This is a genomic window from Actinomadura mexicana (assembly GCF_900188105.1).
GTDB lineage: Bacteria > Actinomycetota > Actinomycetes > Streptosporangiales > Streptosporangiaceae > Spirillospora > Spirillospora mexicana.
This window is the reverse complement of sequence record NZ_FZNP01000002.1, coordinates 51,093-66,605: the sequence shown is the minus strand read 5'-3', so window position 1 is coordinate 66,605 and position 15,513 is coordinate 51,093. Positions and strand designations below refer to the sequence as shown.

11 protein-coding genes are annotated in these 15,513 nt (G+C 69.3%); 8 read left to right on the top strand and 3 right to left on the bottom strand.

Annotation, left to right across the window (positions count from 1 at the left end; genetic code table 11):
* The first annotated feature begins 13 nt into the window (after positions 1 to 13).
* The 5 genes from CHC11_RS04810 to CHC11_RS04790 all read left to right on the top strand — a co-directional run bounded on the left by CHC11_RS04810 (position 14) and on the right by CHC11_RS04790 (position 6,283).
* A complete protein-coding gene (locus tag CHC11_RS04810) occupies positions 14 to 1,792 on the top strand; it encodes an ABC transporter ATP-binding protein (protein WP_089310385.1) in 1,779 nt (592 codons plus the stop codon).
* Positions 1,789 to 3,639 (top strand): ABC transporter ATP-binding protein, encoded by a 1,851-nt coding sequence (locus tag CHC11_RS04805; RefSeq protein WP_089310384.1) that lies wholly within the window; start codon positions 1,789 to 1,791, stop codon positions 3,637 to 3,639. Before CHC11_RS04810 ends, CHC11_RS04805 begins: the two co-directional genes overlap by 4 nt.
* A 38-nt stretch (positions 3,640 to 3,677) precedes the next feature.
* Complete coding sequence (locus tag CHC11_RS04800) at positions 3,678 to 3,902, top strand: MbtH family protein (RefSeq protein ID WP_089310383.1); 225 nt, start codon at positions 3,678 to 3,680, stop codon at positions 3,900 to 3,902.
* A gap of 74 nt (positions 3,903 to 3,976) precedes the next feature.
* Positions 3,977 to 5,356 (top strand): acyltransferase domain-containing protein, encoded by a 1,380-nt coding sequence (locus CHC11_RS04795; RefSeq protein ID WP_089310382.1) that lies wholly within the window; start codon positions 3,977 to 3,979, stop codon positions 5,354 to 5,356.
* 306 nt (positions 5,357 to 5,662) lie between these two features.
* Positions 5,663 to 6,283 (top strand): helix-turn-helix transcriptional regulator, encoded by a 621-nt coding sequence (locus CHC11_RS04790; protein WP_089310381.1) that lies wholly within the window; start codon positions 5,663 to 5,665, stop codon positions 6,281 to 6,283.
* A gap of 235 nt (positions 6,284 to 6,518) precedes the next feature.
* Here the strand turns inward: CHC11_RS04790 and CHC11_RS04785 are convergent, their stop codons facing one another.
* A complete protein-coding gene (locus CHC11_RS04785; protein ID WP_143226927.1) occupies positions 6,519 to 6,887 on the bottom strand; it encodes a hypothetical protein in 369 nt (122 codons plus the stop codon).
* Between the two features lie 108 nt (positions 6,888 to 6,995).
* The gene (locus tag CHC11_RS04780) at positions 6,996 to 8,603 is read right to left on the bottom strand and encodes an MFS transporter (RefSeq protein WP_089310379.1); all 1,608 of its coding nucleotides are present in this window, start codon (positions 8,601 to 8,603) and stop codon (positions 6,996 to 6,998) included.
* Positions 8,604 to 8,900: 297 nt separating this feature from the next.
* On the opposite strand from CHC11_RS04780, the gene CHC11_RS04775 reads away from it, so the two are divergent.
* From CHC11_RS04775 to CHC11_RS04765, 3 genes are all read left to right on the top strand, one after another.
* The gene (locus CHC11_RS04775) at positions 8,901 to 9,848 is read left to right on the top strand and encodes an RNA polymerase sigma-70 factor (RefSeq protein ID WP_089310378.1); all 948 of its coding nucleotides are present in this window, start codon (positions 8,901 to 8,903) and stop codon (positions 9,846 to 9,848) included.
* 297 nt (positions 9,849 to 10,145) lie between these two features.
* Entirely contained in the window at positions 10,146 to 10,991 is an 846-nt protein-coding gene (locus tag CHC11_RS04770) for a hypothetical protein (RefSeq protein WP_179278687.1), read from the top strand.
* Positions 10,992 to 11,291: 300 nt separating this feature from the next.
* Entirely contained in the window at positions 11,292 to 14,108 is a 2,817-nt protein-coding gene (locus tag CHC11_RS04765) for a glycoside hydrolase family 2 protein (RefSeq protein ID WP_089310376.1), read from the top strand.
* A gap of 459 nt (positions 14,109 to 14,567) precedes the next feature.
* Here CHC11_RS04765 and CHC11_RS43760 read toward each other — a convergent pair whose 3' ends face one another.
* Complete coding sequence (locus CHC11_RS43760; RefSeq protein WP_425427288.1) at positions 14,568 to 15,452, bottom strand: GIY-YIG nuclease family protein; 885 nt, start codon at positions 15,450 to 15,452, stop codon at positions 14,568 to 14,570.
* Between the last annotated feature and the right edge of the window lie 61 nt (positions 15,453 to 15,513).

Here is a 15,513-nt window from a genome sequence, read left to right as displayed (position 1 = left end):
AAGGAACCGTTGCATGGCGCAAGCGAGTGCCGAGCCTTCGAGGACCGGGAACGCGGACGGCACCGTGGGACCGAATGCCGCAAGCACACTTCGCACCTATCTGGGGCCGCACCGGGCCGTCGCCGCAGTGCTCGCGGTGACGACACTGTTCTACACGGCCCTCCAGGTGGCCAACCCGCAGTTGCTGGGGAGGTTCATCGACGGTGTCCGCTCCGGTGCCCCGCTGTCGACCCTGCTGGGGCTCGGCGCGGCCTACCTGTCGGTCGCGGTGGTGGCGCAGGTGATCTGGATCGTCGCCGAGTACCGGGGCGCCCGGGTGGCCTGGGACGCGACGAACGAGCTGCGCGCCGATCTGACCGAGCACTGCCTCCGGCTGGACATGTCCTTCTACGAGCGGCACGCTCCCGGCGAGTTGATCGACCGGATCGACGGAGACGTGAGCAAGCTGGCCAACTACTTCTCGCAGATGTTCCTGCTCGTGTTCTCCAACGCGCTTCTGGTCGTCGGGATCGGGATAGCGCTGTTCGTTCAGGATTGGCGGATCGGCCTGGTCTACGCCCCTTTCGTCACCGCTTCCTTCGTCCTGCTGCGGCGGCTGGTCGGCACCGCCGTGCCGGCGATGGCGGCCCAGCGGGAGGCCAACGCGAAACTGCTCGGGTTCTTCGAGGAACGCCTGAACGGACTTCCCGACCTGCGGGCCAATGGAGCCGAGGAACACACCGTGCACGGTTTCTGGGCGTACGCCGGGACGATGTTCCGGGCCAGCCGCCGCGCCGCGCTGCTGGGCGTGCGCTGGCCGGCGGCCGCGCAGTCACTGGCGTCAGCGGGGTTCGTCATGGCCCTCGGGGCCGGCGTGTGGCTCTACACGGCCGGCCAGATGAGCCTCGGCGCGGCCTACACCCTGGTCGTCTACGCGGTCATGGTGCAGACCCCGATGCTGGTGATCACCGCGCAGTTCCATGATCTCGAAGCCGCGCTGGGGGCGCTGCGGCGCATCCACGGCCTGCTCGGCGAGCGCAGCGCGGTCGACACCGGAGGCGCCGCCCTGCCCGCCGGGGCGCCCGCCGTGGAACTCGAACGGGTCTCCTTCAGCTACCGGCCCGAGGAGGACGCGCTCCGCGAGATCTCCCTCCGCCTCCGGCCGAAGGCCCGGCTGGCCGTGGTCGGCCGCACCGGCAGCGGAAAGAGCACCCTGCTGCGCCTGTTGTTCCGGTTCGCCGACCCCACCCAGGGGACGGTCCGGCTCGACGGCCGCGACCTGCGGGAGATCTCGGTGGCCTCTCTGCGCGGCCAGGTCGGCCTGGTCACCCAGGAAGTCCAGTTGTTCGCCGCCACGGTCCGCGACAACGTCACCCTCTTCGACGACACGGTCGATGACGCCCGGATACGCGAGGCGCTCGCGGAGGTGGGCCTGCGGCAGTGGCTGGAAAGCCTGCCCGCCGGGCTGGACACCCTCCTCGGCCCGGGCGACACCGGGCTGTCGGCCGGGCAGGAGCAGTTGCTGGCCTTCGCCCGCGTCCTGATCCAGGACCCCGGCCTGGTGCTCCTGGACGAGGCCACGTCGCGACTGGACCCGGCGAGCCTGCGGGTCTTCGAGACGGCCATGGAACGCCTGCTCGCCGACCGTACCGCGGTCATCGTGGCGCACCGTCTCGAAACCCTCGGCTCCGTCGACGAGGTGCTCCTGCTCCGCGACGGACGCGTCGTCGAGCACGGCCGCCGGGACCGGCTGGTCGCCGATCCGTCCTCCCAGTTCTCCCGCCTGCTCGCCGCCGACGAGGCCCTGGCATGAGGGCGCCGCGGACACGCCGGTCGGAGCCGCCGCCCGCGGCGCCCCGGGGGCATTCCATCCGGCGGTCACTGCTGCTTCCCCTGCTGTCCCGGTCGGCCCCCACCTACCTCGGCCTGACCGGCCTGTGGATCCTGCTGCGCGGCGCGCTCCTGGCCACCGGGCTGCTGCTGCAGCTGATCTTCGACGACCTCAGCGGCACCGAGCGGGCGGGCATGTCGGCATGGTCGCTCATCGCCCTGGTGGCGGCCGCGGAGGCCACCAAGGTGGCCGTGTGGTACGGCGTGATCCTCAGCCGGGTCGAACCGCACTTCACCTACCGGATCCGCGCGGCCCTGCAGGTCAATGCGCTGCGCGCGCTCCTGCGCAGGCCCGCCGGACGGGCGCTGGACCGCACCGGCGGCGACGCCGTCAGCCGGTTCGGCGCCGACACCGACGAGGTCGGCGTCTTCGCGATCTGGTCGGCGTCCAACCTCTCGCGGTTGATCATCGCCGTGGGAGCGTTGGTCATCATGCTCGGCATCGACGCCGTCGTGACCCTGGGACTCGTCGTCCCGGTGGTGGTCATGGTGCTGGCGAGCCGGGCGCTGGCCAGGCCGCTGCGCGAGTGCCAGACCTCCGGTCGCCGGGCGGCCGCGGAGGTCAGCAGCGTCGTCGGGGAGGCGGTCGGCGGAGTCCAGGCGATCAAGGTCGGACGTGCCGAGGAGCGGTTCGTCGCGCGGCTGCGGCAGGCCAACGCCGTCCGGCTGCGGATCGCCGTCCGCGAGGTGCTCCTGACCACCGTGCAGACGTCCCTGTTCAACGGCACCGCCGCGCTCGGCACCGGATTCGTGCTGCTGCTGGCCGCGGCGAGCATGCGCGGCGGCGACTTCACCGTGGGCGACCTGGCGCTCTTCGTCTTCTACATCCAGTTCATCACCGAGGCGGTGACCGCGCTGGGCATGTTCTTCGCGCGGGTCCAGAAAGCCGAACTCTCCACGCGCCGGGTGGCCGAACTCGCCGGCGACGAAGCAGCGGTGATCGCCCGCACGAAGACCCACCTGCGGCGTGAGCCGCCGCGGCCGGCGCCGCGCGAGGACCGCTCCGCTCCCCTGCGCCTGCTGCAGGCCCAGGGCCTCACCTCGCGCTACCCGGGGACCTCGCGCGGCATCCGCGACATCGATCTCCACCTGCCCGCCGGGACGGTCACGGTCGTGACCGGCAGGGTCGGTTCCGGCAAGAGCACCCTCCTGCAGGTGCTCCTCGGGCTGCTCCCCGCCGAGCGCGGCACGGTCCTCTGGAACGGCATGCCGATCGACCATCCCGGGACGTTCCTGGTCCCGCCGCGGTCGAGCTTCGTGCCACAGGTCCCGCGGCTGTTCAGCGGCACGATCCGGGAGAACATCGTGCTCGGTGCCCCCTCCTCGCCGGCGCAGGTGGCCGAGGCGGTACGCCTCGCCGTGCTCGAAGACGACATCGCGGGCCTGGACAAGGGCCTGGACACGGTGATCGGGCCGCGGGGTCTGCGCCTGTCCGGCGGCCAGAGGCAGCGGATCGCCGCCGCCCGGATGGCGGTGCGCCGTACCGACCTGATGGTCTTCGACGACCTGTCCAACGCGCTGGACGTCACCACCGAGCGCCGGTTGTGGGACCGGCTTCTGGACGATGGCGGCGCGACCGTTCTGGCCGTCTCGCACCGACCGTCCATTCTGCGCCGGGCCGATCAGATCGTGGTGCTCGTCGACGGTGAAATGGCCGCAGCCGGCACCTTGGACGAGCTGTTGGAGAACTGTGCGGAGATGCGCCACCTGTGGGAAGCCGACGAATCCCTTCCGGGGGATGCGCACGCCGGCCGGGTGGAGCAGGACTGAGCGGAACGGAATTGTTGGAAACGCGAGAGGAGAGAGACATGTTCGATGACGACGACGAGCGGACCTACCGGGTCGTGATCAACCACGAGGAGCAGTACTCGATCTGGCCGGAGGACCGGGAGATCCCGGCGGGGTGGCGAGCAGAGGGCGCCCAGGGAACCAAGTCGGAGTGCCTGGCCCACATCGACCAGGCGTGGACGGACATGCGGCCGTTGAGCCTGCGCAGGCAGATGGACTCCCAGGCCGTCCCCGGATCTTCCTGACCCCGCCCGCACGACCCTGGCCCGGGGACCGCCCGGCGGGGCCGTCCCCGGGGCCCCACACCGAGAGGAACAGTGTGAGCAGGCCATACGAGCTCGTCGTCCTGTCAGCCTCATCCAGCGACGAACTTGCCGCGGCCGCACGCGGGCTGGCTCGGTTCCTGACCGGCAGGCCCGGCCTTCCGCTGGCCGCGGTGGCCGCCTCACTGGTCCATGACCGGCCGCAGTCACCGCACCGCCTGGCACTGGTGGCGCACGACTGCGCCGACGCCGCGCGGCGGCTCCAGGCACCGGCTGCCCGTGAAACGCACATCGGGCACGTGACGACGACCGAGCGTCCGGTCGCCTTTCTCTTCCCCGGCGTCGGCGACCACTATGCCGGAATGGCGGCCGGCCTTTATCGCAGCGAGCCGCTTTTCCGCAGTGCGCTCGACTTCTGCGCCGAGGTCCTCATGGACCAGCTCCGCCGGGACCTGCGCGAGATCCTCTATCCGGAGGACTCCGAGCCCGCGCCACCGTCGGGCGGGCCGCCCGGCCGGCCCGACCTGGCCCGGCTCCTCGGCCGGGACGAACGGTCCTCCGAACTGGACCGGACGGCGACGGCCCAGCCGCTGGTCTTCGCCGTGGAGTACGCGTTGGCCGAGTTCCTGGCGGGTTCGGGAATCCGTCCCACCGCTCTGGCCGGCTACAGCCTGGGGGAGTACGTCGCCGCGTGCGCGGCGGGGGTGCTGGCGCCGGAGGACGCGCTGAAGCTGGTGGCCCGCCGGGCGAAGCTGATCGAATCCGCACCCGAGGGTGCGATGGTCGCGGTGCTGCTCGGCGCCGACCACCTCGCCGAGTACCTCGACGGCGAGCTGTCGCTGTCGGCGGCCGACGGCCCTCGGCTTTCGGTGGTCGGCGGCCGGGTGACGGCGGTGGAACGCCTCGAACGGCGGCTCGCGGCCGAGGGCGTGGCGAGCCTGCGCCTGCCCACCCGGCATGCCTTCCACTCGGCGATGCTCCAGCCATTCGAGGAGGCGATGCGTGAACTGGCCGCCGAGCCCGCGCTGTGCCCGCCCACCATTCCGCTACTGTCGAATGTCACCGGAACGTGGCTGACCGGAGCCCAGGCGACCAGCCCTCATTACTGGGCGCAGCATATGTCCCGGACTGTCCGATTCGAGGACGAACTGGCCGAGCTCTGGCGCCTGCCGGCACCAATACTGCTCGAGGTCGGTGCGGGCCGGACACTCGGCACGCTGGTACAGCAGCATCCCGGCCGGCGACCGGACGGTACGGTTCTGGGCACCCTTCCCACCACCGCGCGCGATTCGGACGTGGCCGGCGTGTTCACGGCCTTGGGCCGACTGTGGGTGGAGGGTGTGGATATGAATTGGCCGGCCCTGTTCCCTGACCGGCCAAGGGAACGCCTGCCGCAACTCCTGTTCGACGGTGACCGGGCGGATACGAAGCGCTGACGGGCCGGTCCCGTTTGACCGGTCGGATCGGGACGGCACGGGCCGCCGGGCGGCCATGAATCGCTCCGATGGCTGATCTACCTGCAGTCATCCGATCCTCCGAAGGAATCGTCTCAATAATCGCCCGGGAGTCTTGAATAACTGGCGTACCTCATAGATTATTGGGTACAGGACAATCCGAAATCCCTGCGGGGAACACCTTCCTCACGAGCTCCTTTACGGCAACTCACCTTTCTCTAGCGTGGCCCGGATGGCATCCGTCCGGCACGCGGGAAGAGTATTAAGTCCGCAATCGTTGGGGGTGAAATGATCCGTCTCGGCATCATCGATCCACGACCTGTCGTTCTGCACGGGTTACGATATGTGTTCAATAAAACCCAGGAAGTATCGATTGAGGTTTCTCAGTCGAATGCCACCGGTGTGCCGTCCAGCGCTCTCGACGTCGTCCTTCTGGGGTTCCGCCCGTCCGACGGCGCCACTTGTAGACGGCAGATCACGGAGTTGTCTCGCAAGACCTCTGTCCTCATTCTGAGCTGGGCTCGCGGGCCCGAAGAAAAGGAGGAGGCCGCGAGGTGCCTGCGCGCGGGAGCCTGCGGCGTCTTATATCCCGATGCTCCGGTCAACATCCTTTTGGACGCCGTGCGGACGGCGGCGGAGGGACGGATGGTGATTCCGAACGAGATGTCGTCGTTCCTGGAGACTCCCGCGGCCACCGATCAGCTGTCCCTCCGCGAACAACAGGTCCTCGACTGCATCGCCAGCGGGTACACGCACGGCCAGATCGCCCGGCATCTCGGTATCAGCCGCCACACGGTGGACACCTACGTCAAGCGCATCCGCGGCAAGCTCAAACTCGGGAACAAGGCGGAGCTGACCAGGGCCGCTGTTCGGTCGGTCCCCGCCCTCGACGTTCCGCACGCCCAGTAGAACGAATACCGCGCTGGACGCCGGGGCGGCCCCCCCGGCGCCACATGGCCCGCCCAGCGCCCGCCTGACGGCCCCCTCCCGCTTCACGGTCACGTGACCGCGTGTTGCCGGAGTGCCCAGATCCGACCACGAGCCCCTGCTGGCGCCCGTTGCCGACCAAGCCGGCCCATCGCCGAAGGTGAACGGAGTATCAGGACCAGCCATGCCCGCGCCCGGTCATCGCCCAGTTCGGAGTTCAGCCGGCATTTCCGGGCGGGGTCGTCCATACCCGTGCCGTCAGGACGGCACCGGCACCGAACAGCGCCACGCCGAGGGGGACGTGGACGGCGACGTTGCCGTCGACCATGAACTGGATGCCGACGAACACGAACAGCAGCGCGGTGACGGCCGGGTACCGTCCCGACCCGTGACCGACCCGCCACACCAGTAGCGCGGCGATGGCCTGGAGGACCAGCGCGAAGGCGAGGACGCCGCCCGTGGTCCGGTGCAACTGGCCACCGTCCGCGTTCGACAGGAGTTGCCCTGCGGTGATCCCCTGCGTCAGCAGCGCGGCGGCCAGGAACACCGTGGTCGCCTTCATCAGCCCGAAGAACCGGGGAAACAAGTTCCGATCCGCGTGAGTCCCGGCGGGCGGATTGGTCGGTGACATGAAATCACTCCGTGGTGGTCGTCGTGCTGGGTGAGGGACGGAAGCCGCGGCGAACACCCCGGTTCAGTCGGCCGACGATCCCGCGTGGGCCGGCGCCTCGACGGCCTCGGCCTCGCGGTCGGCGTCCGTCGGGTCAGCGGCGGCCGTGCCGGTCTGCCTGCCGGGCGCCTTGGCGTTGATGAGGACGCCCGCGACCAGTGCGGCCAGCAGGATGATGCCCGCGGAGGTCCAGGTCGCCACGGAGTAGCCGTGCACGGTCGCCTCGGCCAGCGCGGCCTTCGCCTGCGGCCCCTGCCGGACGGGGTCGACACGGTGCCCGGTCAGCCAGTCCCCGGTCGCGCCGGCCGCGATCGTGTTGAGGAGCGCGGTGCCGACCGATCCGCCCACCTGCTGCATGGTGTTGAGGGTCGCCGAGGCCGCCCCCTGCTCGTGCGGGGCGACGCGGCCGGTGGCCGTGGACATGGCCGCCATGAAGGTGACGCCCATGCCCAGGCCCATCATGCAGATGCCGGGCAGGACGTGGCCGAGGTAGGTGGCGTGGACGTCCATGGAGGCCAGGACGGCCAGACCGCCGGCGGCCAGCGTCAGGCCGGGCATGATCAGCGCCCGGACCGGCACCCGGTGCAGCAGCCGCACCGAGATCTGCGTGGAACCGATGATCATGCAGGCGGTCATCGGCAGGTAGGCCGTACCGGTCTTCAGCGGCGACCAGCCCTTGATGCCCTGCAGGTAGAAGGTCAGGAACAGGAAGACGCCGAACATGGCGACGGTGACCAGGCCCATCGTCAGGTAGGCGCCCGCCCGCTGGCGGTCCTTGACGATGTGCAGGGGCAGCAGCGGCGTCCGGGCGCGGGTCTGCCGCAGGGAGAAGAGCCCGAGGATCAGCACGCCGCCGATGAGCAGGGTCAGCACCCGGGTGTCGTCCCACTCGCGGGACTCGGCCTCGCTGAAGCCGTAGACGATGGACAGCACGCCGGCGGTGCCCAGCGCGGCGCCGAGGACGTCCAGCCGCGCGCCGGTCCTGCGACCGGGGTCGCGGAGCATCACGATCGCGCCGATCACCGCGAGGGCGGCCACCGGGGCGTTGACGTACAGGCACCAGCGCCAGTCCAGGTACTCGGTCAGGAGGCCGCCGAGCAGCATGCCGATGGCGCTGCCGGCGCCGGCGATGGCCCCGAACACGCCGAACGCCTTGCCGCGTTCGCGCGGGTCGGTGAAGGTCGTGGTCAGCAGGGACAATGCGGCGGGGGCCAGCAGCGCGGCGAAGACGCCCTGCAGGGCGCGGGCGGCGAACAGCATGCCGGGGCCGGTGGCGGCGCCGCCGAGCGCGGAGGCCGCGGCGAAGCCGAGCAGGCCGGTGATGAAGCTGCGCTTGCGTCCGAAAAGGTCGCCGAGGCGTCCGCCGAGCAGGAGCAGGCCGCCGAAGGCGAGGGTGTAGGCGGTGATGGCCCACTGCCGGTTGCCGTCGGTCATGCCGAGGTCGTGCTGGGCGGACGGCAGGGCGATGTTGACGATGGTCATGTCCAGGACCACGATCAGCTGGGCGAGGGCGATGACCACCAGCCCCCACCAGCGGCGGGGGTCGGCGGGCGGCGCGGCTTCTCCCTCCTTCGCCATGCCGGGCCGGGGACGGCGTTCGGGGGTGTTCTCGGGCGAGGCTGTTTCAGCCATGTGTCGGGATACCTTCCACGTGTTCGTGCTCGGGGTCGGTTCGGGGTGACCGCAGCGGGTCGGCATCGCGCTGCGGCACAGGACGGCGTCCCGGCGGAGGCGTTGCCGCTCAGCGCTGGTCGGACGGGTGAGACTCCGTCGCGCGACGTCCTGACGAACACAAGACGCCGGCGCGCCGACTCCTGTAACAGTCGGGCCCCTGTGACGTAGGACACCCCGTCGCGCGTGTTACAAGACGGCGGTGACCGGCGTCCAGTGTGTGGAGCAGGGCTGGGAACGGACAGGCAGGAGCCGGGGATGAGCGAGCGCAGCGACCGGACCACGAGCACATCCGAGCCGCTCGACCATGCTGACCGGACGGACTCCGCGGACTCCGCCACCGAGGTTTTCGTCGCCCACCGCAACCTGCTGTTCACCGTCGCCTACGAGATGCTCGGCTCGGCCTCCGACGCCGAGGACGCCCTGCAGGAGACCTGGCTGCGCTGGGTGGACGTCGATCCGGCCACCGTGCGGGAGCAGCGCGCCTACCTGGTGCGGATCGTCACCCGGCAGGCGCTGGACCGCCTGCGCACCCTCGGCCGGCGCAAGGAGTCCTACGTCGGTCCGTGGTTGCCCGAGCCGCTGCTGACCACGCCGGACGTGGCCGAGGACGTCGAGCTGGCCGACAGCGTCTCGATGGCGATGATGCTGGTGCTGGAGACGCTCGCGCCGACCGAGCGTGCGGTGTTCGTGCTGCGCGAGGTGTTCGACCTGGACTACGACGAGATCGCCGAAGCCGTCGGCAGGAGCCCGGCCGCGGTCCGCCAGCTCGCCTACCGGGCGCGGGCCCATGTCGCCGCGCGCCGACCGCGCGGCATCGCCTCCCCGGCCGAGACCCGAGCCGCACTCCAGGCCTTCCAGCGAGCGGTCGAAACCGGCGACCTGCAGAGCCTGCTCGACATCCTCGCACCGGACGTCGTCGCCCTGGCCGACGGCGGCGGGGTCAAACACGCTTTGCTGCGGCCCGTCACGGGCGCGGACAAGGTGGCCCGCCTGCTGGCCGCGGGCTGGTGGAGGCGCGGCGCCGAGAGGTCGGTCGAGCTGGTCCAGGTCAACGGCGGCCCGGGGCTGCTCGTCCGAGTCAACGGGGAGATCGACGGCGTGCTGGCGGTGCGGGTCGAGGGCGGCTACGTCACCGGCGCCTACCACGTGCGCAATCCCGAGAAACTGTCGCGTGTGGAACGGGAGACCGCCCTGAGCCGCTGAGGCCGCACCGACCTTGCCCGCTGGTGTGGAGGTGGCCGCGCCGCCTGTCCGCGGTGCAGCCCGCCGGCCGCGCGCCGAACGAGGTTTCATTTCCAGTCCCCGAACCAGGCATTGATTGCGGGATCGGGGCTTTCGGAACCTTGATCATTTTCTCCCCCCTCGTGAGCCGCTCATCGCGGCGCTTGCGGCTGGTTTCGAACAGCGGACGGTTTTCAACAGTGGCGTAGAAAAGTAGGGCCGCCACGTAGCAAACAAGAATGGGGATAACCCATGGATCCGGCATGCGGAAAATCGCGCATGAGACAGAATGCTCCTCTCTACACGGGAGGGGACGTACGTTCCGTCATCGGGACGAATAAAGGACGGGAAGGCTGGGACGCTCTTATGGAGTGCCCCGAGCGTGCCGTCGTGTTGTGGGACCTCAACGGGGCGACCCTTGAGCTCGCCCCCCTCGGGGGGACACCGCGACTCGACCCCGACGTTCGCCGGGAGCTCCCCCGACTGGGGGAGCGGTACGCCGTCAATGGGATATTGACGGGTTGGGCGTACGACCAGGTCAGCGAAATCGGCCTGGCCGTCCCCAACTGTCATGTCTGGGGGCAGTTCGCCAGCGAGCACTGGGACTGGCAGACGCAGACCCGGCACGAGATGGTGCCGCCCTCATCCGGGCTGAGCATGGCCCACGACAAGCTGCACGAGGTGGTGAAGGACCTCCGTCTGGACACCGAGTGCATCTACGTCAAATCTCACTCGCTCGTCTTCCGCTTCCCGGTGGAGACCGGCGAAAAGGTGGTCGAGCAACTGGTCGCCCCGCTCAGGGACGTCTGCGAGGCCGCCGGGGATCTGACGCTGCTGGAGGATCTCGGCCTGGTGAAGCTCGCGCCCGCGAGACTCGACAAGAGGGTCGCGCTCCGGCGGATCCTGAAGGAGTGCGTTCCGTTCACACCCTCCGTCGTCATGAACGTGGGCGACCTGCCCGACAGAGTGATCATGGAGGAGCTCGACCGGATGCGCCGCGAGGGCACACCGACGTTCAAGGTGGGCGTTCGCAACCTGCGGGACGGGGTCGACCTGTTCGTGCCCGGCCCGCCGCGGGGCGTTCTCCCGCTCATCCGAGCGTTGGGGGGTGCACCCGCCCGATAGCGCCGGCTCCGTAGTCGACCGTCTGCAGGGCCGTCGCCGCTCACCTGTGGCCCCCGGACATCCGGGGGCCACTCTTTTGCCTTTCGCCCGCAGCCCCACCTGCCGCAGAAAGCGCTGACGACGAACGGCCCCGCCCTGAGCCACCCACAAAGCCGTCTCCACTCTCACCGCGAAGTGGGCTTAGCACTACCCCCATTGACGCCCTGGCCCTACGGCCCTGCGGGTGTCCCGGCCCGAGCATTGGTGGCATCGGCCACCGGGAAACGCCCGGGCCCGGCCGCACGAAGGAGTGATGGACACATGAGCGGGTCCAGGACTCGAACCACGGCGTTGTGCACCGCGCTCGCCCTCGCCGGGACGTTGGCCCCTGCGATGACGGCCCACGCCCTCGCCGGGCACCGGCCCACCGTGCAGGCGATCCGGTCCTCCGGGACGACGGAACTGACCTCCGGCTGGGCGATCCGGTCGTCCGCCGACACTCGCGACACCGGTGCTGAGATCTCCAGGCCGGACTATTCGACGAAGGGCTGGCTGCCGCTGTCCCGGCCCGAGACGCTGATGGCGGGCCTGCTGGAGAACGGCCGGTACCCGAACATCTTCCACAACGACAACATGGCGAAGGTCCCGGCCCAGCAGTTCGATGTGAACTGGTGGTACCGCGAGCAACTCACCGTCCACCCCCGGAAAGGCGGCCGCACGTCCCTGGTGATGAACGGCGTTTCCGGAAAGGCCGACCTCTGGGTCAACGGGAGGAAGATCGCCGGAGGCGGGCAGCTCCAGGGCTCGTACGCCCGGCTGGAATACGACATCACGCCCTACGTCCGGGACGGGGCGAACGCCATCGCGCTCAACGTCTCCCGCAACGACGCCGACATCACCAAGTTCGACACGCCCATGCGGTACTTGACCCAGAACCAGGTCGACTGGAACCCCATGGCGCCCGACCAGAACACCGGGCTGCACTACGCACCGCAGATCGTCCAGGAGGGCCCGGTCTCGGTCCGCAACGCGCACGTCCTGCAGGATGACGCCCCTGACCTGTCCACCGCCGACCTGACCGTCAAGGCCGACGCGCGCAACAACACCGCGTCGGCGCAACGGGTGCTCGTGTCCGGCACGGTGACGCACGGCTCCACCCGTGTCGCCTGCAAGGCCGCGGTCACGCTGCCCGCGCACGCGACCCGCACCGTTGCGATCACCAAGGCGGAGTGCCCCGGCCTGCACCTGGAGCACCCGGCCGTGTGGTGGCCGTACCAGATGGGCGATCAGCCGATGTACCACCTCGCGCTGGACGCGTCCGTGGGCGCGACGGTGTCCAGCGCCGCCGCGGAGGACTTCGGCATCCGGACGGTGACGTCGCGGCTCACCAAGCCCGTCCCAGGCAAGACCCACGGCAAGGACGGCTACCGGCAGTTCATCGTCAACGGCAGGCCGCTGGTCATCCGCGGCGCCGGATGGTCGCCGGACCTTTTCCTGCGCTACTCCCCGTCCAACGTCTCCGTCCAGATCTCCTACATCCGGAACATGGGCATGAACGCGGTCCGGTTCGAGGGCAACTTCCCGCCCGACGACATGTTCGCCCAGCTCGACCGGGCGGGCGTCCTCGCCATGCCGGGCTGGCAGTGCTGCGCCCTCTGGGAGGGCAAGTCGTCGACCTGGTCGGACGGCGTCAAGGCCAACGCGTCCAACCAGGCGGGCACGATGGCGGAGCGGCTCCGCGACCACCCGAGCGTCTTCACCTTCTTCCAGGGCAGCGACGACGCGCCCGACCCGGAGAAGGAGGCCCTCTACCTGAAGGCGTTCGAGCAGGCCGACTTCCGGCTCCCGCAGGTCGCCGCGGCGGAGTACAAGTCGTCGCCCAAGCTCGGGCCGGCCGGCACCAAGGAGGGCGGCTACAACTACTTCCCGCCCAACGCCCTGTGGAACAACAGGCGGGAGACCGTCAACACCGACGACCCGACGCTCAGCATGACCGGCAGCGCCTGGGGGTTCGACACCGAGGTCAGCACCGGGAACACCATTCCGACGCAGGACTCGCTGAACCGCTTCCTCCCTCCGGACGAGCAGAAAAAGATCTGGGACCCGGCGACCGCACAGGGCCAGACCGCCGGCCAGGACATGTACCACACGTTCTTCTACGCCGACTACACACGCCTGTCCCGGATGGGCGTCTACAACACCCCGCTGTGGCACCGGTACGGCCCCTGGAAGGACGCCGGTTCCTACCAGAAGACCGTCCAGATCGGTGAGTACGAGGTCGCCCGCGCGCAGTTCGAGTCGTACATCGGCAATTCCACCGACAAGGCGAACCCCAGCACCGGGATCATCTACTGGATGCTGAACAAGGCATGGCCGTCGCTCCAGTGGAGCATGTACGGCTCCGACTTCGACCAACCGGGCGTCTACTTCGGCGCGAAGAAGGCCAACGAGCCCGTCCATGTCATGTACTCCTACGACGACGGCTCCATCAAGGTCGCCAACCTGACCGGCGCCCGCCAGAACGGCCTGCGGGCCACCGCGCAGATCATCGACCTCGACGGCCGGGTCCGCGCCACCGCCACCGCGCCCGTCGGGGCGCTGAGCAGCCAGGACGTACGGACCGTCCTGCACCCGAAGGTCCCGGCCGGAATTTCCAAGACCTACTTCGAGAAGCTCACCCTCACCCGCGGCTCCAAGGTCGTCAGCCGCAACGTGTACTGGCTGTCGACGAAGGCCGACCAGGTCGACTGGCCGAAGACGCACGCGCCCGGCCAGTACACCCCGTCCAACGGGTTCGCGGTCTTCCAGAAGGACGGCTACGCCGACCTGACCGGCCTGCGCGCGCTCAAGCCCGCCGACGTCAAGGTCCAGGCCACCACCCACCGTGAAGGCCGCGAGATGGTGACGAACGTGACCCTCCGCAACGTCGGCCACGGCGGCACTCCGGCCCTGTCCACCCGGGCCGACCTGTTCGCCGGTGGGAAGCAGGTGCTGCCGATCCGCTGGAGCGACAACGCCGTCACACTCTGGCCCGGCGAGCAGCAGACCATCACCGCCCGCTACTCGGCCACGTCCGCCAGGCCCGATGTCCGCGTCAGCGGCTTCAACGTCCCCGACCAGACCCGCCACACCGGCTGACCCGGCACGAAGGCCGGATGGGGCCCCGCCCCCATCCGGCCGTTACGGCTCTGGAAGCGGTCCCACCAGCGGCTGGGCCAGACGATGACCCACCATCCCCAGAAACGCGAAGCGGAGGCCCTCACAACTCCGGGCCCCCACATAAGCGTTCAGTGCGTGTGTCCGAGGGGTGATCACAAGCATCTGCACATGCCCACTGCCACCCCGATCGGCGACGTCTACCGCGTCACGGTGGGGCCCTGGCCACCCGACCGCACGTCGTAGCGCTAGCCGGGTCCGTACGCAGAGTGACCGTGTGCGGGCCCGACGCTATATGGAGCTGTCCGGCTGAGTATCTGCTCGCTGCAAGAAGACGGAATAAACATCCGCGTGCCGGTTCCGAATCGAGTGCGGAGAACCCCGCGCACGGCACACCCGCCTGCCCGCCGCATCTGGGATTGCCGGGATCCACGGGATCGGTCAAATGCGGTCCCCGCGCCGGCGTGTCGGAGGTTCGAGCTGTCTGAGCCAGTACTCCGGGGGCGGGGGGTCACTGGCTACTGGAGTCCATCCTTCCGTTGGATCGGGACTTCGAGGCGCCCATCGTCGTGGAAAGGCCATTCGCATCGCTCCTCTTACTGCTCGGACCGCGCACGGAGGCAGTTCCTCGATGGAAGGAATGTTTAGGATAAGTGGGTGGCCGTGCGGAGTCAGCTTCAAGTTCCAGGTGCGGCTTATGACCTGGCAGTGGTTTTGCATCTCAAACATGGCAAGCGCGCAGGACTCGCCGTTAGCGACAGGGCGAAGCCAGAGGAGGCGTTCGCCGGGCATCAAGCGCTCGCGGCCGTTGATAGAACCGTTGGGCGTTGTGCCCGCGCGGTCGACATAGGGGACGGGATCAGCCTCACCACCGGGATCGCCGTCACTGAACCCGGCGACATGACCAGGGGTAGCGGATCCCATCAATTCAAGGCTGTCGCCGTTGCTGTGTGCTTGCCAGATGTCAATCGGGTCGGCTTGCCGCGCCATAAGGTGCGGGTAGGAAAGTACGACGAAAAGATCACCGGCACGCATGGTGATCGCGATGCGGTCACCATGTTTAACAAAATGTTGGTGATCTGTGGCCCAGGCGGGCAGACCGGCGGCGTCCAGCAGAGCATTTTCGACCGCTCCGATGGCGACGGAAGGAGGGCATCTGAAGAATTCGCGATTCGGGGCCACCCGAAAAGGGGCCAGTTCGACGTGGGCGGTCGATTCGACAGCTCTGGGGTGGGAGGTAGCAGAGCGGAACTCCACGTCGAAGGGTAGGGGGACTCCGGTGTGCTGGAGCTTCCGAGCGCGATCCTCAGCCAGCTTCGTCGTCATGCCGACCTTGACGATTCCCGGCATCGCCTCGTTGCTGAGGACATAGACGAAACCAATCGTG

Excerpts from the sequence above, each read along its gene's own strand:
- CHC11_RS04810 (WP_089310385.1), top strand. The coding sequence starts at position 14 with ATGGCGCAAGCGAGTGCCGAGCCTTCGAGGACCGGGAACGCGGACGGC.
- CHC11_RS04805 (WP_089310384.1), top strand. The coding sequence starts at position 1,789 with ATGAGGGCGCCGCGGACACGCCGGTCGGAGCCGCCGCCCGCGGCGCCC.
- CHC11_RS04800 (WP_089310383.1), top strand. The coding sequence starts at position 3,678 with ATGTTCGATGACGACGACGAGCGGACCTACCGGGTCGTGATCAACCAC.
- CHC11_RS04790 (WP_089310381.1), top strand. The coding sequence starts at position 5,663 with ATGATCCGTCTCGGCATCATCGATCCACGACCTGTCGTTCTGCACGGG.
- CHC11_RS04780 (WP_089310379.1), bottom strand. The coding sequence starts at position 8,603 with ATGGCTGAAACAGCCTCGCCCGAGAACACCCCCGAACGCCGTCCCCGG.
- CHC11_RS04775 (WP_089310378.1), top strand. The coding sequence starts at position 8,901 with ATGAGCGAGCGCAGCGACCGGACCACGAGCACATCCGAGCCGCTCGAC.
- CHC11_RS04770 (WP_179278687.1), top strand. The coding sequence starts at position 10,146 with ATGAGACAGAATGCTCCTCTCTACACGGGAGGGGACGTACGTTCCGTC.
- CHC11_RS04765 (WP_089310376.1), top strand. The coding sequence starts at position 11,292 with ATGAGCGGGTCCAGGACTCGAACCACGGCGTTGTGCACCGCGCTCGCC.
- CHC11_RS43760 (WP_425427288.1), bottom strand. The coding sequence starts at position 15,452 with ATGACGACGAAGCTGGCTGAGGATCGCGCTCGGAAGCTCCAGCACACC.